The 26,967-nt window shown below is 50.7% G+C and carries 21 protein-coding genes; 7 read left to right on the top strand and 14 right to left on the bottom strand.

Annotation, left to right across the window (positions count from 1 at the left end; translation table 11 throughout):
* Positions 1–2: 2 nt before the first annotated feature.
* Positions 3–1,931 (bottom strand): CocE/NonD family hydrolase, encoded by a 1,929-nt coding sequence (locus tag ACTJJJ_RS08500; protein WP_426294119.1) that lies wholly within the window; start codon positions 1,929–1,931, stop codon positions 3–5.
* 172 nt (positions 1,932–2,103) lie between these two features.
* Here ACTJJJ_RS08500 and ACTJJJ_RS08495 point away from each other — a divergent pair, with 172 nt between their 5' ends.
* The 4 genes from ACTJJJ_RS08495 to ACTJJJ_RS08480 all read left to right on the top strand — a co-directional run bounded on the left by ACTJJJ_RS08495 (position 2,104) and on the right by ACTJJJ_RS08480 (position 6,202).
* Positions 2,104–2,475, top strand: coding sequence for a hypothetical protein (locus ACTJJJ_RS08495; protein WP_426294120.1), 372 nt, complete (start codon positions 2,104–2,106; stop codon positions 2,473–2,475).
* Positions 2,476–2,552: 77 nt separating this feature from the next.
* Positions 2,553–3,038 (top strand): response regulator transcription factor, encoded by a 486-nt coding sequence (locus tag ACTJJJ_RS08490; protein WP_426294121.1) that lies wholly within the window; start codon positions 2,553–2,555, stop codon positions 3,036–3,038.
* A 171-nt stretch (positions 3,039–3,209) separates the two neighbouring features.
* Positions 3,210–3,743 carry a DUF4199 domain-containing protein gene (locus ACTJJJ_RS08485; protein ID WP_426294122.1) on the top strand — a complete coding sequence of 178 codons (534 nt, stop codon included), beginning with the start codon at positions 3,210–3,212 and terminating at the stop codon, positions 3,741–3,743.
* 95 nt (positions 3,744–3,838) lie between these two features.
* Entirely contained in the window at positions 3,839–6,202 is a 2,364-nt protein-coding gene (locus ACTJJJ_RS08480) for a T9SS type A sorting domain-containing protein (protein ID WP_426294123.1), read from the top strand.
* A gap of 4 nt (positions 6,203–6,206) precedes the next feature.
* On the opposite strand, the gene ACTJJJ_RS08475 is transcribed toward ACTJJJ_RS08480, so the two are convergent.
* Both ACTJJJ_RS08475 and ACTJJJ_RS08470 read right to left on the bottom strand, forming a co-directional pair.
* The gene (locus ACTJJJ_RS08475) at positions 6,207–8,312 is read right to left on the bottom strand and encodes a metallophosphoesterase (RefSeq protein WP_426294124.1); all 2,106 of its coding nucleotides are present in this window, start codon (positions 8,310–8,312) and stop codon (positions 6,207–6,209) included.
* A complete protein-coding gene (locus ACTJJJ_RS08470) occupies positions 8,309–10,093 on the bottom strand; it encodes a cytochrome-c peroxidase (RefSeq protein WP_426294125.1) in 1,785 nt (594 codons plus the stop codon). Before ACTJJJ_RS08470 ends, ACTJJJ_RS08475 begins: the two co-directional genes overlap by 4 nt.
* Positions 10,094–10,194: 101 nt before the next feature.
* Here ACTJJJ_RS08470 and ACTJJJ_RS08465 point away from each other — a divergent pair, with 101 nt between their 5' ends.
* Positions 10,195–11,067 carry an AraC family transcriptional regulator gene (locus ACTJJJ_RS08465; protein ID WP_426294126.1) on the top strand — a complete coding sequence of 291 codons (873 nt, stop codon included), beginning with the start codon at positions 10,195–10,197 and terminating at the stop codon, positions 11,065–11,067.
* A 5-nt stretch (positions 11,068–11,072) separates the two neighbouring features.
* Here ACTJJJ_RS08465 and ACTJJJ_RS08460 read toward each other — a convergent pair whose 3' ends face one another.
* From ACTJJJ_RS08460 to ACTJJJ_RS08435, 6 genes are all read right to left on the bottom strand, one after another.
* Positions 11,073–11,453: a DUF983 domain-containing protein gene (locus ACTJJJ_RS08460; RefSeq protein WP_426294127.1), complete on the bottom strand. Its 381-nt coding sequence runs from the start codon at positions 11,451–11,453 to the stop codon at positions 11,073–11,075.
* Positions 11,454–11,555: 102 nt separating this feature from the next.
* Positions 11,556–12,137 (bottom strand): chemotaxis protein CheB, encoded by a 582-nt coding sequence (locus tag ACTJJJ_RS08455; RefSeq protein ID WP_188928635.1) that lies wholly within the window; start codon positions 12,135–12,137, stop codon positions 11,556–11,558.
* Positions 12,119–12,928 carry a CheR family methyltransferase gene (locus ACTJJJ_RS08450; RefSeq protein ID WP_188928638.1) on the bottom strand — a complete coding sequence of 270 codons (810 nt, stop codon included), beginning with the start codon at positions 12,926–12,928 and terminating at the stop codon, positions 12,119–12,121. Before ACTJJJ_RS08450 ends, ACTJJJ_RS08455 begins: the two co-directional genes overlap by 19 nt.
* A 4-nt stretch (positions 12,929–12,932) precedes the next feature.
* Positions 12,933–13,292 carry a response regulator gene (locus tag ACTJJJ_RS08445; protein WP_188928640.1) on the bottom strand — a complete coding sequence of 120 codons (360 nt, stop codon included), beginning with the start codon at positions 13,290–13,292 and terminating at the stop codon, positions 12,933–12,935.
* 8 nt (positions 13,293–13,300) lie between these two features.
* Positions 13,301–16,903, bottom strand: coding sequence for a response regulator (locus ACTJJJ_RS08440; protein WP_426294128.1), 3,603 nt, complete (start codon positions 16,901–16,903; stop codon positions 13,301–13,303).
* 12 nt (positions 16,904–16,915) lie between these two features.
* The gene (locus ACTJJJ_RS08435) at positions 16,916–18,511 is read right to left on the bottom strand and encodes a hybrid sensor histidine kinase/response regulator (protein WP_426294129.1); all 1,596 of its coding nucleotides are present in this window, start codon (positions 18,509–18,511) and stop codon (positions 16,916–16,918) included.
* Between the two features lie 444 nt (positions 18,512–18,955).
* Between ACTJJJ_RS08435 and glgX the strand changes: the two genes are divergently transcribed.
* Both glgX and treZ read left to right on the top strand, forming a co-directional pair.
* Positions 18,956–21,136: a glycogen debranching protein GlgX gene (gene glgX / locus ACTJJJ_RS08430; protein WP_426294130.1), complete on the top strand. Its 2,181-nt coding sequence runs from the start codon at positions 18,956–18,958 to the stop codon at positions 21,134–21,136.
* Positions 21,133–22,980, top strand: a complete 1,848-nt coding sequence (gene treZ / locus ACTJJJ_RS08425) for a malto-oligosyltrehalose trehalohydrolase (RefSeq protein WP_426294131.1) — start codon at positions 21,133–21,135, stop codon at positions 22,978–22,980. The genes glgX and treZ overlap by 4 nt, the downstream gene beginning before the upstream one ends.
* Here the strand turns inward: treZ and ACTJJJ_RS08420 are convergent.
* The 5 genes from ACTJJJ_RS08420 to ACTJJJ_RS08400 all read right to left on the bottom strand — a co-directional run bounded on the left by ACTJJJ_RS08420 (position 22,967) and on the right by ACTJJJ_RS08400 (position 26,851).
* Positions 22,967–23,539: a hypothetical protein gene (locus ACTJJJ_RS08420; protein WP_188928648.1), complete on the bottom strand. Its 573-nt coding sequence runs from the start codon at positions 23,537–23,539 to the stop codon at positions 22,967–22,969. The genes treZ and ACTJJJ_RS08420 overlap by 14 nt on opposite strands.
* Before the next feature lie 236 nt (positions 23,540–23,775).
* Complete coding sequence (locus ACTJJJ_RS08415) at positions 23,776–23,943, bottom strand: hypothetical protein (protein ID WP_188932351.1); 168 nt, start codon at positions 23,941–23,943, stop codon at positions 23,776–23,778.
* Between the two features lie 100 nt (positions 23,944–24,043).
* Complete coding sequence (locus ACTJJJ_RS08410; RefSeq protein WP_188928649.1) at positions 24,044–25,207, bottom strand: THUMP domain-containing class I SAM-dependent RNA methyltransferase; 1,164 nt, start codon at positions 25,205–25,207, stop codon at positions 24,044–24,046.
* A gap of 130 nt (positions 25,208–25,337) precedes the next feature.
* On the bottom strand, positions 25,338–26,246 hold the full coding sequence (locus tag ACTJJJ_RS08405) for an NAD(P)/FAD-dependent oxidoreductase (RefSeq protein WP_426294132.1): 909 nt from the start codon (positions 26,244–26,246) through the stop codon (positions 25,338–25,340).
* Positions 26,247–26,296: 50 nt separating this feature from the next.
* The gene (locus tag ACTJJJ_RS08400; RefSeq protein ID WP_188928651.1) at positions 26,297–26,851 is read right to left on the bottom strand and encodes a TetR/AcrR family transcriptional regulator; all 555 of its coding nucleotides are present in this window, start codon (positions 26,849–26,851) and stop codon (positions 26,297–26,299) included.
* Positions 26,852–26,967: the final 116 nt, after the last annotated feature.

Below are 26,967 nucleotides of genomic sequence, written 5' to 3'. Positions count from 1 at the left end.
CGCTACTCGACTACACGCACGCCTACGTACGAGGACGCCTCGCCCGAAAGGTAGACGCGGTGCGTGGCCTTTTGGAAATCCGCCTCGGTAGCTTTGTAAATGTTCACAAACTTCTGAGGGTTGCGGTCCACGAGCGGAAACCACGAACTTTGCACCTGCACCATAATCTTGTGGCCCTTTTTAAAGCGATGGGCCGCATCCTGCATATCGAATTTCACATTTTCGATCTTACCGGGCCTCATGGGCTCGGGTTTGGAAAAGCTTTTGCGGAATTTGGACCGCATGACCTCGCCTCGGACCAGCAACTGGAATCCACCCATTTTCATGTTGGGGTTGATAGGGCTGTCATTTGGTGCGTCGCCGGGGTAAATGTCGATCAGTTTGACGACGAAATCCGCGTCCGTGCCGGTGGTGGAGACGAAAAGGTCGGCAAAGACATTCCCTGAAATGGTCACATCTTCTTTCAAAACTTCGGACTCATAGACGAGCACGTCCGGGCGGCTGGCCGCGAAGCGCTGGTCTTCATACATAAAATCACTGCCGCGGATAATGCGGATTTCGGAAGTGTATGGCACCGGCTTGGCGGGGTCGCTGAGGTATTCGTGGAACGACGGTTTGGCGCCCACCTGCATGGTGGTCATAGTCGGCGAAAAGGACAATGTGCCGTCCGGATGCAGGTAGAGCTTTTTCTCGACTGTATTTTTGGGAGGCCATTGGTCGTATTTGCGCCATTCGTTCGATCCGGTTTCGAAAATGTAGGCTTTGGGCAGTTTCGGGTCCAGCTGGTCTTTCAGGTAATGGTTAAAAATGGGTAATTCGATTTCCTTTTGATAAAACGAGCTTGTTTTAGCACCAAACCGGATATTTCCAAGCGATTCTCCTGTGCCGCGCGCCCAGCCGCCATGTATCCAGGGGCCCATAATGAGCCAGTTGGGCGTTTGCGGGTTTTGACTGGAAACAGCCTGATACGTTTTCAATGGCCCGTACAAATCCTCCTGATCGAACCAGCCGCCTACTACCATTACCGCAGGTTTGACGTTCTTCAAATGCGGTACCGGCGTGCGGGCTTTCCAGAAATCGTTGTAGGTTTCGTTCTCCATCATCTGGTTCCAGATGCGGTTCTGTCCTTTGAAGATCTGCTCGTCGAAGTTTTTCAATGGCCCCATTTTCTTGTAAAACTCATAGGAATCAGGCGTTCCCCAGGCCGAAAACTGGGGCGAAGGCTTAGTGGTGGGAACAGGCCGCGGTGCGCCATACGACGACAGGAACGCAAATGTACCCATCAGAAAAAACGCTCCGTTATGATGCCGGTCGTCGCCCATGAACCAGTCGGTAACCGGTGCCTGTGGCGAAGCGATTTTCAATGCCGGATGTGCTTCTACGGCCGTCATGGTAGTGTAGTAACCCGGTGCCGAAATGCCCCAGGTGCCTACTTTGCCATTATTCCCTTCGATATTCTTAATGAGCCATTCGATCGTATCGTAAGTGTCGGAGCTTTCGTCAGTATCGGTTTTTGCTTTTTTAACCGGTATAAACGGGCGGTAAGCTTCGAAATCGCCTTCTGACATAAGTTTGCCTCTTACGTCTTGATACACAATGATATAGCCTTCCCTTGCAAAGAGCATGCTCGGCCCGAGTGAAGTCTTGTACAAATCTTCCCCGTAAGGCGCGACGCTGTAAGGCGTGCGGTTAAGCAGGATAGGGTAGGTTTTTGTTTTGTCTTTTGGTAAATAAATGGATGTGAAGAGTTTGACGCCGTCACGCATTGCGATCTGACGTTCTATTTTGGTGTAATGCTCGCGGATGTAGAGGGAGTCTTCTTTGGGCGGGGTTTGTGCGCGAATGATTTGGGAGGTTCCCAGTGTAAACAGCACGAATACGTGCAGGGCTATCAATCTGCGGATCAAGGAGTGAAGTAACGCTGTTTTCAAGTCGGTAGCAGGATTAGTTTTAAGCCAATTTAATACAAAACCTTTTGAAATCGCAGTTAACGGCATTAATGCACCGTCTCCTTCCACAAACCATTGCCATTCATCACATGGCTATTGCAATTTCAAAACCAGTACTGTATATTGCATAGTACCTTGTAAACAATTGTTAGCTATGAAAATTAAATCATTACTGATCTCTCAAATTGTGGCGCTTGTGATGCTGATCTCATGCAACAACGGGGACGTGAGCATTGCCGTTAAGGATGAAGACGATTCCTATCGGTTCAAGGCCCACTTCGATGACAATCTGTCCCCGATGGTAGCCGAGTTTCTCAGTGACCGCATTTCGCCTATTCGGATCGATCCCGAACGGGAATCCAAGATCGTCACCGTTCTCTCGGATCATACCAAACTGACGGTCGAATCGTCGCCGGGTGAGCTGATGGTTTACCTGGACAAGGACGAGAATAGCCGCGATTCCTACCACCGCGTTAAAAACCTTTGCGAAGGAGTCAAGGACGTGATCCTGAAACACAATAAATAGGAGTCTGGAAAATGCCGGGCAAACTAGACCGCTGACCGAAAATTTTTATTTTTGGTAAACCAACGGACTGGTTACAAATGGCTTCCAAGGCAATTAGCGATTTTTACCGCAGACACAGGCAGGAGCTACTCTACGGAGTATCGCTTGCCTTGTTGCTTTTTGTGCTCAGATGGCTCGAATTGCGGTTTCTGATCATCGACCATCTCATTGAAATTTATGTAGGGGCCATTGCGCTGATGTTTACCGGGCTGGGCATATGGCTGGCCCACAAACTTACTGCGCCCAGAGTCGAGACGCGGATCGTGGAGCGCGAGGTGTACGTCACGGCGGGCGAAGAATTCATTCTCAACGAGCCGGAGCGGCTGCGGCTGGGTATCAGTCAACGCGAACTGGAAGTGTTGCAGCTGGTGGCCGAAGGGTTGAGCAACCAACAGATCGCCGAGCGATTGTTCGTTTCGCTGAACACGGTGAAGACGCACTCCTCCCGGATTTTCGAGAAATTGGAAGTCCGCAATCGCACGCAGGCTGTGGAGCGCGCAAGGCGGCTCGGGCTTATTGGGTGATGCGGGTATCTGTTGCGTTGGCCTGGTCAGATGTGGCAATGTTTATCAGGCGTGGTCAAAGAATGGACGACAAATACACCTCACTGGTAAAAAATCACCTGAAAGTATGACTGTAAAACGGCCATAACGCTTCAATTTCGCAGTATTACAGGATACTTAAATCAAAATGATATGAACAGGATCATCGTTATCTGCGGGTTGATTTCGGGCGTGGTGGTGTCGACTTTTATGGTTTCTTCCATAGCGGTTTGCTATCAGAAGGAAAGTTTTGAAGGCAATATGCTGCTTGGCTATGCGGCCATGCTGCTGTCGTTTTCTATGGTTTTTGTGGGGATTAAAAACTACCGCGACAAGTACAACAGCGGCTCGGTCTCTTTTGGAAAAGCATTTAAAATCGGGCTCTACATTACATTGGTCGCGTCGACGGTATATGTGATCGTCTGGCTGGTCGACTATTATCTTTTTATCCCCGATTTCATGGACAAATACACGGCGCATTTGCTGAAACAGTTCCAGGCCGAAGGGCCCACGGCGGCCGAGCTTGAAGCGAAGGTAACCGAGCTCGCTGGCTACAAGGAAATGTACCAGAACCCGGTCATGGTTATCCTTTGGACGTATGCCGAAATTCTGCCAGTAGGGCTGATTGTCACGCTCATATCGGCATTAATCCTCAAAAAGCCGGGCAAAGAGGTGCGGGCGGTCTGATATTGGAACTAATACTACGAAAAGGGTTTGTGATACGAAGGTTTTTAGCTATAATCGCCTGAAAATCTTTCAGTAAACACAAACCCTTCATTTTCGTGAAAAAATTCTACCTCCTGCTGGTAGTGCTGCTGCCGCTTGCCGTACTGGCACAATGTCCCACCGACCTCGTCGTCAACGATCAGGCCACGCTGGATAATTTTGTTACGAACAACCCGGGTTGCATTAACCTGCCGGGGAATCTCATCGTGGAAGGGTCTGATATTGTGGATCTTAGTGCGCTGAACACGCTTGCAAGCGTGGGAGGTAGTATCACGATCCGGAACAATCCGGCGCTTACAACCCTGACCGGCCTCGGAAATATCCTTTCGGCCGGTTCTTCCGTGAAAATATATAGTAATCCGTCACTGGAAAGCCTCGACGGCCTCGAAGGCCTTACCGCGGTGACCGGCAGCCTGGTAATCGATACCAACGCCGTGCTGAAAGACCTTGCCGGTATCGGAAATATTGTTTCGGTAGGGGATTCGCTTGTGATCGCGCTGAGTGATTCCCTGAAATCGATCGGCGACCTTACGATTACTTCGGTGGGATCCGTGGTGGCAATATATGATAACCCGGTATTGGAAAGCCTGGCGGGGCTCGAAGGCCTGAACATTGTGCCCGGCGATCTGATCATCGACGGCAACCTCGCGTTGAAAAACCTGGTGGGAATCGGGAATATCGGCGCGGTAGGCGGGTCGCTGATCATCGGTACGACGGATTCGCTGACGACGCTCGATGATCTCACGATTGCATCCGTCGACAATTCGCTCCGCATTGGTTTCAATGCCAACCTTACCTCGCTCGCGGGGCTGGAAAGCATTACGCAACTCAATGGCCTTCTGGAAATCACGAATAATTACTCGATCAAAGATCTGAATGGTCTGAACGGGCTGGCGTCGGTAGGAGGGAGTGTTTATATTGATTTTAATGACAGTCTTCTCAATCTGCAAGGCCTTAACCAACTGACCTCGATCGGCGGCGAGCTTTTTCTGGAATACAACGTGTTTCTTCAAAACCTGGACGGGCTCAATCAGTTAGCCTCCATTGGCAGCCATCTCACCATCGCCGACACCGATAGCCTGACAAGCCTTTCTGCATTGGCCAACCTTTCTTTCGTGGGTGGTGGGTTTTATTTGTTCATAAATTCGTCGCTTAAAACCCTGGACGGCTTGCAGAACGTGCCGTCTTTCGGCAGCGAAATAGTAATCACACTCAATCCCGTGCTGGAAAACCTGGACGGGCTGAATGGGCTGACTTCTGTCGGATATTTGGGTATACAAATCGCACTCAACTTTGCATTGCAAAATGTGGACGGGTTAGCTTCGCTGACGTCCATCGACGGCGATTTGATAGTGATTTATAATTTTTCGCTGACAAGCCTTGCCGGCCTGAGTAGCCTGCAATCACTCGCACCGGACGGAACCCTGGTGGTCGCCGCGAACTTATTACTACCAGATTTGCAGGGGCTCAACAGCCTGACGACGGCCGACCGCGTTTTCATCGAGGCGAATCCAAGCCTCAAATCACTGGCGGGTCTGGATAACCTCACCTCGATAACCGACTCTTTGTCAATAACCTCTAATGATAGTCTGGCCAATCTCAATGGCCTGGCGGCATTGCAAAGTATCGGCGGCGGCTTCCTGCTAGCCGAAGACTCGCTGCTGACGAGCCTGGACGGTTTGAGCAGTCTCGATGTGATTGGCGGTACGATTACGATTGCCGACAATGCCGCGCTCGAAACTTGCGCTACAACGAAATTCTGCGCGATATTGAAAACCAAATCCGTCGATGAGGTGCTGATCGAGAATAACCTGGGAGATTGCGAGACGCGGGAAATGGTGGATCTCGCTTGTATACAGTTGCCGGTCACATTAATAACCTTTACGGCAAAGAAAGAAGGACGAACGGCAGTACTCGAATGGTCAACGAGCGCCGAGTCGAACAGTGATTATTTTGAAATACAACAAAGCAATGGGAGTGGCAAGGCGTGGATAGCGGTGGGTAAAAAAATGGCCGCCGGGGAGAGCGCCGCCATTACAACTTACAAATTTGTACATCCTAACCCGCTGCCAGACATCAATCTGTATCGTCTGAAAATGGTTGATCGGGCCTCGGGTCGCACTCCGGATTTCGCTTTCAGCAGCATTCAGGCGGTAAGGTTCGATGATCTGCCAGTGCTTGAAATCTATCCCAATCCCGTCGCCGCCAGCCTGATCGTTCGTCCGGTGAATGGTGCTACTATCCGGGAGATAACATTATACAATGCAGCCGGCAAATGTGTCGTAGTCAAATCGCTGAGTACAATTTCTTTACCGCAGTCGGAGACGATCGATACGAGTCATTTGCCGGGCGGGATGTACGTGGCAAAAGTCGCGTACGCCGATGGCGCAGTGCATACCGGAAGGTTTGTTAAGAAATAAGTCGTTACCGGATCGCGAGTTTTTTGACGGCGGTCCGACCATTGATACTCACTTTCAGAAAATAAATGCCGGTCGTGAGCTGGCTCGGCAGAAATGGGACGGGCGTCTGGCTGATCGTCATTTTCCGCGTATCTAACGTCCTTCCTGAAACGTCGGAGAGTATCAGTTCAGCTATCTGCGTCGTTTGCGCGGTCGTCCGGATCTGCATTTGGCTTGCCGATGAGGGGTTTGGAATGATCTCGATCTGAAGCGAAATGTCCGGTTCTCCGGCGAGGATCGGATCGATCAGCATTTGGGCGACGATCCGGGAGTAGATAATCCGGCCATCCAACGCATTCATAGCCAGACGGTAATAGTAGGTCTGATTAACCGGCAACGTCTGGGCCTGTGTGTCTGTAAACGAATATTCCCGCTTTTGCTGCGAGTTCGGCCCGCCTGAGACTTTGCCTATTTCCGTAAAATTCCGCGCGTCGTCGGAGCGCTGGACGGCATAATGTGCCAATTCGGTTTCTGTTTCGGAAGCCCAGTCGAGTGTTACTACATTTTTGGCGTCTTTTTTCGCAGAGAAACTGACCAGTTTTGCAGGATCAGGCTTAGGGACTTTTACGTGAAAAACGTCCTGAATGCAGTTTTGCTCGTCCCTTACAGTATAATCCGTACTCTCCTTGGGCTGCACCGTGATCGTCTGTGTCTTTGAACCATTGCTCCACACATAATCACCCACGAACGAGGCTTTCAGCTCCACCGATTGATCGCGGGCTATTTCGTGGGTTGTTTCCTTGTTTACACCTTTTTCCATTGTAAACCGGTCGCGTATTACGCCGTCGTTTCCTATCCATTTCAAATCGAGGCGGTTGCCTTCCACTTCGAGCATGAGTCCCCCGCCATGCTGGGCGTCGGAGTGGTACATGGCTTTATGCGGGAAATCGGGCTTAGGACTACCCAGGTGACCGCTTGAACCCGCCACTACGTAGACTGTACCGCGGCTCTGCGGGGTGTTTTTGATATACGGGCACGAATTGTCCGATCCGTCGTACCGTGCAGAGGAGCCGTCAATGACGTGTTTTGCAGCATCGAAAGTGTTGGCGTATCCGTAATGTCCGCCCATCAGGCGCGAGCGCTCGTACACGTGGCTATGCCCGCAAAGGATCAGGTCCACGCCGAGCCGTTCGAGAATGCGTATGAAGTTCTGGCGAATGGCCGTCATTTCAGGATCGCCATCCGATTCGCGGGAGCCTTTCGAATAGGGTGGATGGTGCCAGTATGCCACCACCCAATCTTTGTTTTTGTTGGCTGCAAGGTCCTTTTTGATCCATTGCACCTGCCTGCCCAGCGTGTCGTAAAGCCGGGTGGAATTGTCTTCGCGGCCATAGGAATCCAGCGAGAGGAAATGGACGTTGCCATAATCGAAGGAGTAAAATGCCTCGGTGCCGGATGGTTCTCCGCCGGCTTCGCCCTTGGTAGGCATCGTAAAAATATCGTAATAAGGAATCTTGTGGTCATTTTGCCGGGCCGGATTATCGTTGTCGTAATCGTGGTTTCCCGGGCTTGGGAAGAGCGGATTCTTTTTGAGGAAATTGTCTTTGTAATGGGCAAAGAAATTGGATTGGAATTCGGCATCGCGGCCAAATGAATAGGCATTATCGCCCAGCAAAAGCCACGCATTCATGTAATTCGCTCCCAGGTATTCGCCTATCCGCGCTCTTACTTCGTCCTGTATAATGGAATGGGTGCCACAATCGCCCAGCACGCCAAAACGGTATTTGCCCGGCTTGCCGGCCACGGCGGTGGTCTGGAAATAGTTGTCGTCCCCAACCTGCAACACCGTAGTTTGCGAGCCGATCGAGTAGTAGTAGCGGGTTTCTGCTTGCAGGCCGGTGACCTTCACTTCATGTTCGGTCGTTTCGGCATTGTCGGTGAAAGCCAGGTCGAGCGACTGCGGGCCGCCTCCGATTTTTACCACCGAACTGGACGGCTTATCGGTACGCCACCGGATCACCATACTGGTTGGGGTCGCTACCTGCAGGTACGGCCCGCGCAGAAGCGTACCCTGCCCGTGGGCGACGATAAAGAAAATGGATAGCAGGAAGGTGAGTAAATATTGTTTCATATGCGGTCGGTAAGTGCTTTTAAAAAGGCGATAATATCGGATTTCTCCTGGTCTGTCATATTTAACGGTATTGGGGAAAGCGTTTGATCAGGTATTTCCAGACCGAGGCCTGCGCCACCTCCTTTGTCGTAAAACTCCATCACTTTTTCGAGCGTGGCGAATGCTCCGTTGTGCATATAGGGCGCCGTTACGGCTGCATTGCGGACAGTAGGTGTTTTGAATGCACCACGGAAATAGGGGGTAGGGCGGACTTCGAAACGGCCCTCATCGGGGTCGGCCCTTGCATGCAACCAATCGTCCGAGGCGGTAGTGCCCAGTATTTCGAACTCCGTGAGCGCATACGTAGGCGGAATCAGTCCATTGAAAAGCGGCGCAAAATGGCAGGTGCCGCATTGCGCTTTGCCCATAAACAGGTTGAAACCATTGACCTGGCTATCCGTCAAAGCCGTTTTGTCGCCTGCTATATAGTGGTCGAAATCTGAATTGAAGGGCTGTAATGTGCGCACGAAAGCGGCGATGGCTTTATATATGATCGTGTCGTTCAGTGATTTGCGGTTGGGGGCCACTTTTCTGATCAACCGCCGGTACTGTCGTTCCCTGGCTAACTTTCGGATGGTTTCGGCAGGCTTGCCGTTCATTTCAAGGGTATCGTGGATTACGGTGCGGATCTGTTCTTCGAGCGTTCTGGCGCGCCCGTCCCAGAATTGCGCGTGTTGAAATGAGCCGTATAATAACGAAGGCGCATTACGCCTCACCGCCTGGCCGGAGTGGATGCCGATGCTTTTAGGCAGGCCGTCGGTAAAATGCAGGGCGGGGTTATGGCAGGAGGCGCAGCTGCGTGTTCCGTTGGAGGATAACCGCGTTTCGGAAAACAATTTTTTACCTAATTCAACCAAGGCGGGGTGGTTGTTCGCAGAGTCGCCGAAAGCAGGCCGGTTAAAAGCATCGGGACTGAAGATGTTTTTGGCATTGTAATTTAAAATACCCTTCTCATTGATCTCTAAACCCATTCCGTTGATCATCCCGCCGAGGTGTTCCTGCAACGGTAATGCATAATGCGTCAGGAAATAAAGTCGGTCAAAACTGTCGAAATCCTTTGTTTTGACCAGATCGATTTGACAGGAGACGATGAACTTCCAAACCTTGTTGTCGTTAGACCGCTTCATGTAGGGTTCCAGCACCTTGTCCATTACTTGAAAAGACACTACCGCTTCGTCCAAGCCGCTTTTCAGTAATGGGGCGTCATAGCCGGTGATACTCAGGCTCATAATTCGGATCAGTTCAATGCGTACGCTTTCCAGGATCTGGGCATCAGTAGCTTTGAAATTGTGAAGCAATGCGGGCAAGTCTTCCGCTGCCGCTTCAAGAAACCGGCATTGGTGGATCATTTCAGCTTTGTGCCCGCCCGGATCGTCAAATAGCAGCGCTTCTATGTACTGGAATCCGGAGGGGGCCGAATATTCGAGGTGTGGCTCTTCGATCTCCGTCTTTGGCGGGCGGTTGTAAATGCGCGAGGAAGTGAAAAAGAAGTATTCTAAAAAAAATGCGATCCGCTTGTAGGACAATCGGGTGTCTTTCAGTTTCTGTTCTGCATTCGCCAAGCTGAGGGCATTCGTGGAATCGATTTTTTCAATGGCAAGCCTTAATTCCTTCACTTGCGCCGCAAACTCCCTGGCATCGGTCCGGAACAGCTCGGTGCAGTTTTGTACGCCTATATCCTCCTGCCGCGATGCAGCTACGAGCAGTACCAGCGCAAAACACAGTGCAAGGGCCTTCCACATGGCGGGAACGAAGTTTAGGAAACATTCGCAAGATAACGAACAGGTGTCAAATCATGAATAAACGTTAACTTACCGGCCCTGACCCAATTTCACTATTTGTCATGCACGGTTCATTTCCCCGGCTCGATATCGGCCCGCTTTCCGAATACCGCGAAGATCATATCATGATCGCACGCTTCTCGGATTATGTGCACGAACATCAGAGCCTTGTTTTTCCTCACCGCCATAGCTTTTATCATTTGGTACTTTTCACCGAAGGCAGTGGCCGGCACACTATTGATTTTCACCATTTTCAGGCTTCACCTTTTCAGATCTATTTCATGATTCCCGGCCAAGTGCATACGTGGGATTTTAATGAACAAATGGAGGGTTACGTCGTCAACTTTTCGGACTCTTTCTTTCAATCCTTCCTGTTGCAACCGGAATACCTGGATTCGTTTTCATTTCTCGACCAGGACAGCAGCAACAATGTCCTGATGCTGTCCGAGGGCATCCGGGGGCGTATTTGCGAATTATTTGAAGAATTACTCAGTCAAAATACGCAGGCGATTGCCTGGCGCGACGATATGGTGCGGGTGCTACTGCTGCAAATCTTCCTGCTGATCGAACAGAGCGATTCGGTCGACAGAAAAAGCAATGGAGGGAAAGGGAAAAATGCGACGGTGCGGAATTTCATCCGTCTGATTGATAAACATTACGACCGCGTGCGACTGCCCGGGCAATATGCCGACATGTTGAATGTGACGCCCAACCACCTGAACGCGTTGTGCAAAGAACATCTGGGGATACAGGCGGGTGAGCTGATCCGCAACCGGATCGTTTTAGAGGCAAAAAGACTGCTGATCAACCTCGACCTGACCGTATCGGAAATCGCCTACAAGCTCAATTTCAATGATAACTCCTACTTTACCAAGTTCTTCCGGAAAGAAACCGGCATGACACCGGAAGATTTCCGGAAGAGTCCGGCAGCGTAAATGCATTATGCCCGTTCTTTGGACGAAGCCGGCTTGATGAACAATGCAAGCCAAGTCCGGCGCGCCATGCGGTAAAAGAGCGGTGTCAAGATCACCAGAATCGGTATAATGCTTATCAGGAAATAATCGAGATATTCTCTGAAAAGGTTCACGAATATCAGAAAGTAAATCACCATAAATGCCACGTACAACGCGTAGCTGACGTATAATGCGCCTTGGTAGAAACCTGGCTCTGGCACGAAATCGGCGCCGCAGTTAGGGCAATGCCGGTTCATTTTGTCGAAATTCCGGAGGTTATAGGCGCTTTTGGTTATGAAAAAATCACCTTCACCGCATTGCGGGCATTTGTTGAATAAGATGCTATATATTTTACTGGGCTTTGCCATGATCTTACTGGTTTAACTCTGCACAAATCTCCTCATTAACTCTTTTAAAAAGAAAGACTGAATCTCGCTTTTATGGTAGAAATCAACGGTCGCTAATAAAAATTATGCCAGTGAGTTAATGAATGCGGCCATTTGTATGGTATCAAAGACGTAGTCGACAGGCAGGTGGGTAAGGGCATAGTGCGGCATGAAAGGCATTTGCGCAGTATCAGGATTTTGCACTGCTGCTATGCCTCCGGCGCGTTTCACGGCTGTGAGGCCCCTGGTACCATCTTCATTGGCACCCGAAAGCAGTATGCCCACGAGTCGCGGCCCGTAGACCTCCGCGGCCGATTCGAAGGTGACGTCGATACTGGGCCTGCTGAAGTTGATTTTTTCCGAGTAATCCAGCGAAAAAGTGTGGTCATGTTCGATGAGCAAATGGTAATCGGCGGGTGCAAGGTAGATCGTGCCGGAAGTAATGGGCTCCTTGTCTTCCACTTCCTGGGTAGGGTTCAAAGTTTTGGAAGCCAATAACTCCGACAGCGAAGAGTCGGCCGAACTGCGCCGGTGCAACACCAGGGCGATAGGAAACGGCAGGTCCGCGCGCAACAATGGAAGCAGCTTGAAGAGAACTTCCAGGCTACCCGCCGAACCTCCGATCAGAAGGAACGCACAAGTATGGTTCAAATGATCTTCTTCCATATTTTTTCCCGGTTCAGTTGCTTGAACTTATTTTGTACAGCCGAGAATTTCAATGTCTCTTTCGTTCCCAATGCCAGGTGACCGAGCGTTCCAAGGCTTGCATCGAACAGTTTGAGCACCCTGTCCTGCAATTCCTTGTCAAAGTATATGAGCACGTTACGGCACAGGATCAGATCAAATTCATTGAAAGAGCTATCCGAGACCAGGTTATGAGTCGAAATGATGATCTTTTCCGAAAGTTCATTATCAAATTTAGCCTGGCCATATTGTGCCGTGTAATAGCTTGAAAAATCCCTGGTACCTCCCGCGTTCATGTAGCTTTCGGAATACTGCTTCATCAGCGCCAGGGGAAATATGCCTTTCCTTACTTTTTCCAGCACGCTCGGGTTAAGGTCGGTTGCATAAAGTAGCGAGCGCCGCAGCAGGTTGGCTTCTTTGAGCAGTATCGCCATCGAATACACCTCTTCGCCCGTAGAACAACCCGCGTGCCAGATCCTGATAAATGGTTTCGTACCCAACACGGGAAGTACATCCTCGCGCAGTGATTTGTAGAAACCAGGGTCCCGGAACATTTCGGTTACATTCACCGTCACTTCCTCTACAAACCGTTTGAGATACGAAGGGTCGCTGCGAACACGGTAGCGCAGTTCTGCAAAACTGGGGAACTTATCGAGCGAGCACAGCCGGATGATTCTGCGTTTCAACGAAGCGCGTGAATACCGCGTGAAATCGTATCCGTAAAGATCGAACAGGTCATTCAGCAAAAGATCGATATCTTCCTCTTCAATCATGGAGTCAGATGCTGCTAAGTACTTTCAATAGTTTATCGACATCGATCGGTTTGGAAATATAATCGTCCGCGCCGGCTGCCAGGCATTTTTCGCGGTCGCCCACCATAGCCTGCGCGGTTACGGCAATTACCGGTAGCCTGCCGTCGAGTTTTTTCATCAGCGGAATGGCCTCGTAGCCGTCCATTTCCGGCATCATCATGTCAATCAGTACGGCATCCACAGGATTCTCGCGCCGCAGAATGTCCAATGCTTCGGTCGCCCCGGTGCAGGCAATGCAGTCGAATCCCTTTGATTTTAGCGTAGCTTTAAGTGCGAAGATGTTCCGTGCATCGTCGTCGACGATCATGATCTTTTTCTTTTCCATTATGAGGGTCACGATTTTTCATATAACCATACCCGCAGCAACGACATCAGCTGGTCGATGTCCACAGGCTTTGTAATATAGTCAGAAGCGCCTGCATTAATGCATTTTTCGCGGTCGCCTGTCATGGCTTTGGCTGTAACGGCGATCACGGGCAGGTTGCGCCACTGCGGGTTTTCGCGAATGCGCCTGGCTGTTTCATAGCCGTCCATTTGCGGCATCATCATATCGAGCAACACCACGTCCACCTCCGGGTTTTCCTGCAATTTTTGCAGTGCTTCTTTGCCGTCGAGCGCAGTCAGGACATTCATTTTATAAGTTTCCAATGACTTGGAAAGCGAGAAAATGTTCCGGACGTCGTCATCTGCGATCAGCACTGTTTTATTGTTCAAAATCTCGCTCAGTCCGCCCAGCCTTCGACCTTCGGTTCCCTTGCGGGCATTTTTCTTATTTTCTTCCACCACATGCAGGAATAGGGAAACCTCATCGAGCATGCGTTGGTAGGAATGCGCTGTTTTGACGATGATCGAGTCCGCATACTGCCTGATTCGCAGTTCTTCGGTCATTGAAAGGCTTTTTCCAGTAAAAATAATAATAGGAAGATGCTCCAAACCAGGATTCTTTTTGGCCTCTTCCAGGATTTCGTAAGCCTTTTTGTCGGGAATACCCATGTCGAGGATCACGCAGTCGACCTCATTGCCGGAAAGCGCCTTAATACCGTCGTTGATATCGCTTTTCAGTTCGGAATGGATGTCGAAGGTGCCCAGGTAGTAGGCTAATGCTTTTGCATGCATGGAATTGTCCTCGACGATCAGCACCTTCTTCGATTTCTTGCTGATCACATATTCGATTTTGCGGAATACCTCGTCCATTTTCTCGATTGCCACCGGCTTGTCGATAAAGTCGACCGCGCCCTTTTGTAGGCTCTCGTTTTTCATACGGTGCGACGACATAATGTGTACCGGAATGGGACGGGTTTCCGGATCGTTTTTCAACTGGTCCATTACTTCCCACCCACTGACGACCGGCAGTTGGATATCGAGCAGGATGCCCATCGGCCTGAATGTCCGCGCGAGTTCCAGCCCTTCGTCTCCCCGTACTGCTACAATGCCTTTGTACCCCTGTTTACGGGTATAATCGAGCAATGATTTGGCAAAAAAGGTGTCATCCTCGATGATCAGGATCGTTTTTGAAGCTTCATCCACTGTCGAGCGGTCGTCGGGAATGCTTTCGGGGATAACCGTGCTGATGAAGCGGTTCTGGGTTGCCGCTACCTCGCTTGGAGCCGTTTCCTCCTGATAATTCCCGAAGAAATTGACCGTTTCCGGTTCGGGACTGCCATACGAAGCCCTGACCGGAACGAAGAGTGTAAATTCACTTCCCTGGCCGACAACGCTGGTGAGCGATATTTCCCCGCCCAACAGCTTGGCCAGTTCGCGGCTAATGGATAACCCCAGCCCGGTACCGCCGTACTTGCGTTTGGTAGAACCATCGGCCTGCTGGAAGGCTTCAAAAATATGATGCTGCTTTTCGGGCGCGACACCGATGCCGGTATCACGGACTACGAAACACAACATTTCATCATTGCCATCATTGGGTTTGGCGACAATGTCCACCGAGCCCTGTGCTGTGAATTTCAACGCATTGGATATCAGGTTTTTCAGGATTTGTTCCAGCCGCATTTTGTCTGTCTCGATCACCGGAGGAACCCCATCCGCGACAGTTACCGAGAAGTCGAGATCTTTTTCCCGTGCGACCGGTGTAAACAGGGCCTTCATATCGTCACAAATTTCTCTGACAGAAACGTTGACGTAATCCAGCTCCATTTTTCCTGCTTCAATCTTGGAGAGGTCAAGGATTTCGTCGATCAGGCCGAGCAGACCGTTGCCCGAGGATTGAATGACCGTCGCATATTCGATTTGTTCGCCGGTAAGGTTCTTATCGTCGTTTTCGGCAAGCAGCCGGCTCAAAAGCAGGATAGAGTTCAGGGGCGTGCGCAATTCATGCGACATATTGGCCAGGAATTCCGATTTGTACCGGGTGGTCAGTTCCAGTTCCTCAGCCTTTTTTTGTATTTCAATATTCTTTTCTTCCAGTAACCCGCTCCGCTCTTCGAGCTCCTCGTTGGTCTGTTGCAGTTCCTCCTGCTGTACTCTCAGCTCTTCCTCGGAAGCCTGCAATTTCTGCGATTGCGCTTCCAGCTCCGCATTCAGGTTTTCCAGTTCGTTGTGCTGCGTCTGAAGTTCTTCTGCCTGTGCCTGGGTTTCTTCCAGAAAATTTTGAAGTTTGACATAATCCAATGCTGAATTGACCCCGCTAGCCATTGTTTCCAGGTTTTCTTCCAGGAAACGCATGGTAAGTTCCTCCGGGGTTTTCAGGAAGCCCAGTTCAATCACGCCTATGCACTCATAGGAGTACACGAGTGGGAGAATCGCCAGTGCTACCGGACTGGTTTCCCCAAGACTGGATGTTATTTTAAGGTAATGGTCAGGAACGTCACGGACGAGCAGGGGTTTCTTTGAATTGATCACCTGACCGCACAATCCCTGCCCGGCCACGACGGTTTCCGGTGCATTTTGAGCCGCAAAGCTGCCCGTCAGGCGGAAATTCCAGTCGGTGTCGAGAATATACATCGTCCCTAGATGTGCGCCGGAGTATGCGGTGAGGGTGTTGATCAACTTTGAGGAGAGCTTTTTGAGCACGCGCTCACCTCGGATCGCATCGTTGATCTGCACATCTCCGGCCTGCAACCAGTTCTGAATACTCAAATCGTGGAATGTCTGTTCGAGCGAGCCGGCCATGATATTCAGCGCCGTGGAAATCCGGCCGAGTTCATCGTCGGTTTCGTCGGTGCTGCGGGCCGAATAGTCGCCATCGGACACCTGCCGTGTAACCTGCTCTATGTGGCCGATGCGGCGGCTGGTTTCGGCGTACTTTTCTTCGTCCAGTCTCTGTTGTGCGATCCGCTTGCCGATATCCGCGCGGATGCGCAAGTAGGAGGATATCGTGATCAGGATCGATATCAGTGCGGCGGCTATCAGCAGAATAGGGGTATACTTAATATAAACCTGCTGCTGCTCGAGGCGTTCGGCCAGTTTGTTACTTTCTTCTTCCTTGATCCGTTCGGAAGCGAGTCGCAGATCGTCCATTATTTTTTTGCCCCTCACCATTTCCCGCAGTCGTGCATCGGTGTCGTCCACGAAATTGGAGTTCTTTTTGGCCATATCGATGATATTCTGCATCTGGCCGAATTTAGCTTCGTAGAGCGCCTTTATCTCCCGCAGGTTCTTTTGTTGTAGCGGGTTATCTGCGGTTAGCTCCACCAGGTTGTTGTAGCTGTTGGTGGTTTTTTCGTAAGCGCCCTCATAAGGTTCCAGGAATTGGGGCTCGCTTGTTATCAGAAACCCGCGCTGGCCGGTTTCCGCATCTTTCATATGCGAAATAATAGCCTCCGCCTCAATGAGCACTGCATTGGTGTGGTTGACGAGCTCCGAGTTATTGATCAGTTTCTGCGTACTGTAATAGGACGCCAGAAGGCTGAAAAAAAGGAGCAGGATGGAGAAGGAAAAGACGATCTGTAATTGTTGGATGATCGAATTGGAAACTTTCTTCATAAAGGGCGTCTGCTAATGGTCGGTTTTAATGGTTGTCAGCGTCTGTTCCTGAACAAACGGAAGTATCAAAATGAATTCGGAACCTTCGTTTTCGGTGCTCCTGGCTGAGATCAGGCCGTTATGTTTATCCATAATCTTTTTCGCGATCGCCAGCCCGATGCCCGTGCCTTCGTAAGCATTGATATTGTTGAGCCGCTGAAAAATGACGAAGATCCGGTCGAGGAACCTCTCGTCGAACCCGATGCCGTTGTCGGCAATGGTGATCCTGCAATACGGGCCGTCCTGTGAGACTGCCCCGGAAAGTTCCTTGCTATCGATGACTTCGTAGCGAATATCGATGACCGGCGCCGTATCAGGTCTGGAAAATTTCAGTGCATTACTGATCAGGTTCTGGAATACCTGCCGAATCTGGCTTGGAATCGTTTCGAGGACGGGAAGCCGGTCTTTCCGAATGCTGGCTTTCTTCTCCCGTATCGTCTCATCGAAATCGGCGAGCAATTCGTCCGCAAGCGCATTCAGGTCGGTTGGCTGGAAATAGGCAGTCACCGAAAGCCGTGAGTAATCGAGCAAATCACTGATAAGCCGCGACATCCGGGCCGAGGAACTGATCGATCTGTTGAGATAGGAGATTGCCTCGTCGTTACCGGTGAGGTATTTGTCTTTAATTAAATGGTTGAATGTCTGAATTTTGCGAAGTGGCTCTTTCAGATCATGCGAAACTACCCATGCAAATTGCTGTAACTCGTGGTTGGTCGTTTCGAGCTGTGAATTTTTATCGACAAGCTCCTTAGTCCGCAATTCCACTTTGTGTTCGAGCAGTTCGTTCGCCATCTTTTGCGGATGTATATCGGTAAATGTGCCTACCCAGCGCACAATGGTCCCGTTTTGAAGTACAGGGATGATTTTGAGCAGAAAATACTTGTAATCGCGGGTAGTCAGGTGCCTTAGGCGCGTCTCGCAGGAGAATTCCAGGCCATTTTTGAAATGCTGCTCCCAACGTTTGCAGGTTTGGTCCTCGGGATGCATCTCCGGAAAAGCCTCGGCGTCGGTCGAATACTGGAACCAATGCTTGTTCACGTATTCGATCTTACCGTCGGGCCGGATCGTGAATGCGATTTGCGGCAGCGATTCGAGGATAAAGCGAAGCTCGTCCATCCGGGTGGCGAGTTCTTCCTGTGCATGTTTGCGGATATCGATCTCGTGGCGGAGTGACTCCTGAATGGCTTTGAGCTCCTGTTGCTGCTCAAAAAGCCGGTAGAATGTCTTGACTTTCAGCAGCAGAATATCGGGATCGACAGGCTTGGTAAGATAGTCGATACCGCCTGACGAATAGCCTTTTGTAATAAACTTTTTCTCTGTATTAACCGCCGAAAGGAAGATAATAGGCGTGTCTCTCGCTTTTCCAAAACCCGCTATCGCCTCGGCAACCTCGAAACCGTCCATCCCCGGCATTTGTACATCGAGGATAATGACTGAGTAAGTTGTATTAAGCACTTTTTTCAATGCCTCTTCACCCGATTCTGCGGTATCGGTCTTGAAATTGTGGAGTTCCAGGATTTTTTTAAGCGGTAAAATGTTTTCCGGCCTGTCGTCGACAATAAGGATCATGGTTTCGGGTAAAATGGGCACTGTTTTTCGACTCGGCGAATCATTCCGATGTCGGCTAACCGGTGGATCGGCAGGGACTTCCGGTTAGATTACTTTCAACACAGTAATTTTAAGTGTGCGTAAAAGTGCTGCTGTGCGTGTGTAGGCGCATTTTTTAGTAAAAAAATTGTACCAGTGACTACTTATGCGGGCCCGTAACTGATAATAGGCTCTGTGAAAGCGTGAAGTATACCGGGATCGACTTCCTGCCCGTCGCACAAAGGTATGCCACCGCACTGGCTGTTGGGGAATTTATTGCCGGAACTGTTCAGCGCTTGTTGGCACAATTTTGTATTAATACGTGAGCTGTCACCATTTTTTTCATTAAAAACGCTGCTGAGGTTACTTAGGCAAACCCGTGCAGACGCTGTGGAAAAAGGTGTATCCGAACTCAAACAAACTGATATGAAGAAGATTGCCAATAAAACACTAGTAGATCAATCTGTTGAAAGTAATGTGACCGTTTACCCGGGCGAACCGTACCCGCTCGGGGCGACATGGGATGGGGAAGGGGTGAATTTTGCGCTGTATTCCGAACATGCCACAGGTGTGGAATTGTGCCTGTTTGATAGTCCTGAGGCTAAAAGTGAACATATTAAAATACAGGTAAGGGAAGTGTCACACCACGTTTGGCATGCCTATGTTCCCGGCTTGAAACCCGGTCAGCTGTACGGTTACCGGGTTCACGGACCCTACGAACCGAGCGTCGGATTACGCTTCAATCCAAATAAGCTACTCATCGACCCCTACGCCAAAGCCATTTCAGGCACCGTGCAATGGCACGACGCGCTGTTTGGCTACAACATCGGCGACCCCGAGGAAGATTTGAGTTTCAGCGAGCTCGACAGTGCACCATACATTCCCAAATCGGTAGTTGCAGACCATTTTTTTGACTGGGAAGGTGAGCAGGCGCCGGAAATCCCTTACCACGACACGATCATCTACGAACTGCATGTGAAAGGTTTTACCAACCTGCATCCCGACATCCCGGAGGAAATTCGCGGTACCTACGCCGGGCTTGGCCACCCCAGCAGCATCGCCTACTTGAAAAAGCTGGGGATCAATGCCGTGGAGCTCATGCCTGTGCATCATTTTATTTCGGACAGGCACCTTCAGGAGCGCGGGTTAACCAATTACTGGGGCTATAACTCCATTGGTTTTTTTGCACCGGACGTCCGTTATAGCAGCTCTGGAACGCATGGGGAGCAGGTGAAGGAATTCAAAAATATGGTGAAAGAACTGCACAAAGCCGGCATCGAGGTAATTCTGGACGTCGTCTACAACCACACCGGCGAGGGAAGCCACCTGGGGCCAACGCTTTCGTTCCGCGGAATCGACAATATGGCCTATTACCGCCTGATGGACGGTCGCTATTATATGGATTATACCGGTACAGGCAATACGTTGAATGCCAGGCTCCCGAACGTGCTCCGACTTATTATGGACAGCCTGAGATACTGGATCACCGAAATGCATGTCGACGGCTTCCGGTTCGATCTGGCCTCGACGCTCGCGCGTGAACTGCATGAGGTCGACAGGCTAAGCGCGTTCTTTGATATTATTCATCAGGACCCTGTGATATCGCAGGTAAAACTGATCGCTGAGCCATGGGACATTGGTGACGATGGCTACCAGGTCGGCAAGTTTCCCATTGGCTGGGCCGAATGGAACGGCCGTTACCGCGATTGCATGCGCGATTACTGGCGCGGTGCCGACAGTATGCTCGCCGAATTCGCCGAGCGCTTCACGGGCAGTTCCGATCTGTACAAGGGCGAAGAACGGTTCCCTACTGCAAGCATCAATTTTGTAACGGCACACGACGGTTTTACACTGAACGATCTGGTTTCGTATAATGAGAAGCGTAATGATGAAAATGGCGAAGAAAACCGCGACGGCGAAAGCCATAACCGTTCCTGGAACTGCGGTGCCGAAGGACCTACCGAGGACGAGGAGGTGATAGAAGTCCGCAACAAGCAGAAACGCAATTTTCTGACCACCCTTTTTCTCTCCCAGGGCGTACCAATGCTCGTAGCCGGCGACGAATGGGGCCGCTCGCAGAACGGGAACAACAATGCCTACTGTCAGGATAATGAGATTTCCTGGCTGAATTGGGATCAAATGGACGAGAAATTGCTGACGTTCACGCAAAAGCTGATTGCATTTTGTAAAGCCCACCCCACATTCCGCCGCAAGCACTGGTTCCGTGGAGTGCCCATCAAAGGTGTTGGTCTCGAAGACATCGCCTGGTTTTTGCCTAGCGGTGAGGAAATGCCCGACGAAAACTGGAACCACGATTATGCGAAGTCTCTGGGCATTTTTCTAAACGGAAAGGGGATCAGACACATGGACCCGAAAGGCAAGCCTATTTACGACGACAGTTTTTACATCATTTTCAATGCGCATTACGAGCCGGTCGAATATACGCTGCCGCCGGGGAAATACGGCAGTGAATGGAGGAAGGTGATCGATACCGTCGAGGCCTGTGTGACCGGCGACGGCCAGGTGCTGAAACCCGGCGATAGTTTTTCCGTGGAGAGCCGTTCGATAGTAGTATTCAGACATGCATTGAAGGAACAGAAAATATGAGTTATGAAGATTTGATGGCCATTCGGCCGGGTGTCACATTTAACGAACAGGGTGAGGCGCAGGTGCTCGTGTGGGCGCCAAAGGCCGAGCAAGTGCAATTGCTGTTTGGCGAGGAGACCAACATACTGGATTTGGAACAAAGGGACTATGGTTTCTGGACATTGCAGACCCGGGCGCTTTGGCCTGGCGATCGCTACGGTTTCCTGCTGGATGGCAAAGGCCCCTATCCCGATCCGGCGACTCTTTACCAGCCGGAAGGCGTGCACGGGCTGTCGGAGACCTTCGATGTTCAAAAAATTGAATGGACTGACCGCAACTGGCAGAATCCTGTCATGAAGGATTACATTATTTATGAGATTCACACGGGTACGTTTACGCCCGATGGTACCTTCGCGGCCATGGAGGAGAAGCTCGATCACCTGGTTGAATTGGGCGTCAATGCAATCGAGATCATGCCCGTTTCGCAGTTCGCCGGCGATAGGAACTGGGGTTACGATGGCGTTTTCCCATACAGTGTTCAGGATTCTTATGGCGGGCCTGGTGCTTTGCAGCATCTGGTAAATGCATGCCATGAAAGAGGCATGGCCGTGATACTGGATATGGTATACAACCACCTGGGGCCGGAGGGCAATGTCCTGGGTGATTTTGGTCATTATTTTACCGGAAAATACCACACGCCCTGGGGAGATGCGATCAACTTTGACGATGCGTGGTCAGATGCGGTGCGGCATTACTTTGTACAAAATGCATTGATGTGGTTCCGGCATTTTCATATCGATGGTCTGCGCCTTGATGCGGTTCATGCGATCAAAGATTTCGGCCCTGTTCACATTTTGCAGGAAATCAGGCAAAAAGTGGAAGAACTGTCGCGGAACACTGGTCGGCAGCACTATCTGATCGTCGAAATGGACTTGAATGATACACGTTTCGTCAAACCTATCGATGCAGGCGGTTATGGAATGCATGCGCAATGGGTTGACGAATTTCACCATGCATTGCGTGTGAGCTCAGGGCAGGAGCGGAGTGGTTATTATTCTGATTTTAAAGGCGTTGTGTCGCTTGGGAAGTCTTTTGCAGACGCTTATGTGTTCGACGGGGTTTATTCAGATCACCGGAAGCGGAAGTTTGGCATGAAAGCCGATGGTATTCCGGGGCAGCAATTCATTGTCTTTTCACAAAATCACGACCACGTCGGCAATCGCATGCTCGGCGAGCGGACGAGCCGGTTGGTGAGTTTCGAAATGCAGAAGCTCCTGGCCGGAGCCGTATTCGTCAGCCCTTTCGTGCCCCTGCTTTTCATGGGGGAAGAATGGTCTGAGCCGAATCCTTTCCAGTACTTTGTGAGCCATACCGACGAAGAACTGGCCGAAGCCGTGCGGAAAGGTAGAAAGAGCGAATTTGCCGCATTTCACCTCGAAGGAGAAGCACCCGATCCCGTCGCTGTTTCGACATTCGAGAACTCAAAATTGCAATGGGACCTCATCCACAACCCACCGCACCGGACGATGTTGCAATACTACCGGAAATGGATCGCCCTGCGAAAAGAACTGCCGTTATTCCGGGAATGCGACCGCAACGGACTGTCGGCAGAGGTTTTGGAAGAAAAAGAGCTGATCTGTATCCAGCGGGTTTGGGGCCGGCAGTATTTGGTTGGTTTTCTCAACTTTTCGAAATCCCCGCACGAGGTATCTCTGCCGCCGGGGCATTTGTCATGGCATAAGCTGATCGCCTCCTCCGATCCAATATGGGGTGGGGTGCAGGAGATGCCCCAACAGGCCGGTGCAAGTGCACTGACTGTCGCCCCGGAATCGATTACGGTCTACACCAATACTATAAATTCCTGATTTTGATCTGCATATTATGGGGCGCAGTTTCGTCGCCGCCGAAATAGGGGAGAAGCTTGTAGGCCACGCCTACACCGCCGGAGCAATGCCGCGGCATGACGGTTTCGATACCTCGGTAAGTAAATACATACGAATTGTCGCGGATATCGATCCGGAAGCTGGTGGTTTCGTTCAATTCGGCGGTGCCTAGCTCGCGCTCCTGTCGCACGCCGTTCACATATATGTACGCGTATATGCGCAACGCGCCTTCGCGCCAGTTCCAGCCGAAGCGCGCACTGTTGTTCTGGTGTTGCGAGCTGCAATCTGAAAATCCGTACAGTTTGTTGATATCGTTCTGGTTTTCGGGTACCGAAGTTTTGTACACACAACTGCTATCAAACATCGCCTGGAAACGCATGGACGATGAAGTGAACGGCGTATTCAGGTTATGGTCCACCTCGTGGTTGCCCGCCTTGATATTGTAGGTAATGAAATCATCGCCAAAACTGGGCGTATTGCCAATCCATTCGCAGGAAACGGCGCCGATCAGGAGGGTGAGCGCTATCAGATATCGCTTCATTGGTTCTGTTTTTTTATGTGAATGCCCGCCGAAAGGCGAGAACCCAGCATAGGAACGCTCAATTCTCCTGAAAATTGGATGCATGCGGCTTGTCCCGGATTTTTTTACAGAGTCTTTGGAGAGCAGCCAGAGCTGGCGTTGCAAGACGGGTTAAGCACAAAAAAAACGAAGTCCGGATGTTCGTACATGCGGACTTCGTCTCAACTTAGGAGCCATTTAATAAGGTGCTTTGAATGCTACCTTTGCTGTTTTCCCAGACTGTGACGTTCTTTTTGGTTGCTGGTAATATGGTTACCTTTCACCATTTCTTCTTCACGACGTCTGCTATCCAGATTGTCTTTGTTTTCAGGCCGGTTCCGGTCCTGGCCTTGCGGCATGGTTCCTGAACTTTGTGAATGTTTCATGACAATTTTCTAAATGGTTATGTATTATATTATCTAAATATTATGCCAAAGTAACTGAGAAGTAATGCCAAAGTTATCGTTCTCTCCCGTCAAGTAAGCTTTAGATCCTTCTCGTACCTTCGTAAAGTTCATATTCCAGCAGCCTGCAATCGATTCTTCCCGAATAAAACTCGATTCTGCGCTTTGCTTTGAGGCCTATTTTTTTGGCCAGGTCCAGGTTTCCGGTGAAGACATATCCGAAATATCCTCCACACTTCTGTTTCATAAAATCACCAATCCGTCCATATGTTTCTTCAAGTTGGCTGATTTCCCCGAGCCGTTCGCCGTACTCCGGATTTACGAAGAAGACACCCTTGTTGTCGACCGGTATTTCGGTGTCCGCAAAATCGCAGAGGCTAAACTCGATCATGTCGGCCACACCTGCCGCGATGGCGTTCTTTTTAGCATTGGTAATGGCATTCTGGTCGTAGTCGGTAGCGATAATCCTCGCTTTTGGCGCCTCGATGATCTGTGCCTCGAGCTGCTCCTGCGCCCCGAAATACACTTCCTCGTCGTACCCCAGCAAATGCATGAACGAATAGTTATCCCTGAAAAGCCCTGGGCGGCTGTTAGTGGCGATCAATGCGGCCTCGATTGCAAGCGTGCCTGAGCCACACATCGGATTGACAAATGCCGAGTGGCGGTTCCACTGGCTGGCAAGGATCGTCGCCGAGGCAAGCGATTCAAGCATGGGAGCCTGGCCGGGAATCTTACGGTAACCGTGGCGGGCCACTGTTTCGCCAGAGGTGTCGATGAAGATCTCTGCCCGGTCGTCCTTCCAGAATAAATGCACTACCGCGCCTTTCAGCTCCGAACCGGTCGATGGCCTCGCGCCCTTTTTATCACGCAACCTGTCCACAATGGCATCTTTCACGCGCAGGTTCGCGAACATGGTATTGTTGACCGTCGCCGTCATTACATTGCTGGTGACCGAGAAGTACGCATCGTCGGCAAGAATATTCTCCCATTGCATTTTCAACAAAAACCTGTAAACATCATCGGGATGCTGTGCACTGAATGTGCCGAGGCTGTAAAGTACCTGACTGGCGCAATACAGGTTCAAATTCAATTTAATGCAGTCATTCACCGTGCCGTTCAGCCGCACACCCGTCGCAAAAGTTTCTTCAACCTGGTAACCAAGCTCTGTCACTTCCTTTTCAAGAAATGGCACTAGACGTTTGTAGCAGGTAATAGTAATAGGGGCGGTTGTTTTGAATAGGGACATTGTCTGGCTTTCGGCTTTCGGCTTTCGGCCGTAGGCTCTTTTATTAAATAGTACAGAATAACAGTTCGATAGCCGCCAGCCGATGGCCGCCAGCCGAAAGCTGCAAAGCTACCATATTGCAACACGCCAATCAGTACTCTTCATTGATTAATTCATGATTGAGCCTCGCTCCGGCGATGGTGCCAGCGGCCATGGCACCGGTTAACCCCCTGAATGCGCCGCTGTTATCACCCGCCGCGTAGATGCCGGCGACCGTTGTTTTTTGGGCGTCATCGACTTTGATAAAACCCTGCGGATTGAGCTCACAACCCAATGCTTCGGGCAGTAGCGAATGCTGCACGAACGCCGGGCGGTGGTAGAGCGCCGTGATGTCACGGGTGATGCCGTCAGCCAGGCGGAGCGTTTTGAGGTAGCCGTTTTCATGTTCGAGCGAGGCAATGGGCTCTTCCACGATTTCCGCGCCGAATGCGAGCATTTTTGACCGCGCCGCCTCGTCGAATGTCGCAGGGCCGTTGGTATAGAGGGTAAGGTCGGCCGTCCAGTTGCGGATCATTTTCAAGTATTCCAATGCCATATCGCCATTCATGAGCACGCCTGTGCGGGCGTCGCTGTATTCGTAGCCGTGGCAGTAGGGGCAGTGGATGGCGCTGATGCCCCAGCTTTCGGCAAAGCCGGATATATCGGGCATAATGTCGCGGATACCAGTGCTGAAAATCAGCTTTTTAGCTTGCAATATCTGTCCATCACCGGTGGCGACGGTAAACGCGCCATCGCTTCCCGATATGTGCTTGGCGAGTCCCTCATGCATATGCACGGTTGGGTAGGCGAGCACCTGCTTGCGCGCGAGGGCGGAGATTTCAGCGGGCGTCTTGCCGTCGTGTGTGATCAGGTTGTGCGAATGGGGCGTCTGGCGGTTGCAGGGCTGGCCGCTGTCGATAACGACGATATGCCGGCGGGCGCGGCCCAATGTCATGGCAGCCGATAGCCCGGCATAGCTTCCGCCGATAATAGCGACGTCGAAGGTTTGTTGATCAGTCATAGTTGAAATACATATTTGTCTCAAAAATGAGACATGATTGGGCAAATTTTTTAAATACCAATTCCCTTACTGAAAGAAAACCACGCAAGCTGCCGGGCCTCCGCACGATCGAGCGCCCCATTTTGCTGTGAGTTAATGAACACCACAACTACACTCTGGAAGAAGTTATGGATCCAGTCGACCGTCATTCCTTGGTTGATAACGCCTTTTGTCAGAAGCACTTGCAGATTACCTTTCCAGAGCTCGAAGGTGTGATCATATTCAGAGCATTCTTCGTTGGCTACCTGGTGTTTATGGTCGTGCAGCGTGTGTAGTTTATGCAAAAAGGTGTTTTTCGAACCGCAATCGAGTCCGGCATAAAACATCGTTTCCAGCCTCTCCCTTGGATTTGCCGAGGCATAGTAAGCATCCGACATCGCAATCGCGCAAGCCTTCCGGATCTCTTTCTGACATTTGTCCATCAGCTCCTTACGGTCTTTGAAATACCTATGCAAAGTCCGCCGCGTCACCTGCGCCCGATCCGCCACTTTTTCCAGCGGGGCAGACAAATCCTCGTTGAAAATCAGGATCGCGGCTTCGATAATGCTTTGCTCGGTATCTTTCATGATGTTGCAAAGGTAGTGTAGTGTCTCAGATTTGTGACATAATTGGTCAGTTATTTTTATTTGAAACTAAAAAAACGCCCCTTGCGAGGCGCCTTTCATTCAAAATCAACAACATA

The sequence above is a fragment of the Dyadobacter sp. 22481 genome (assembly GCF_052044875.1).
Taxonomy (GTDB): Bacteria; Bacteroidota; Bacteroidia; order Cytophagales; family Spirosomataceae; genus Dyadobacter; species Dyadobacter endophyticus.
Note: the sequence above shows the minus strand (reverse complement) of the source record. Positions and strands in the feature narration are given on the sequence as shown.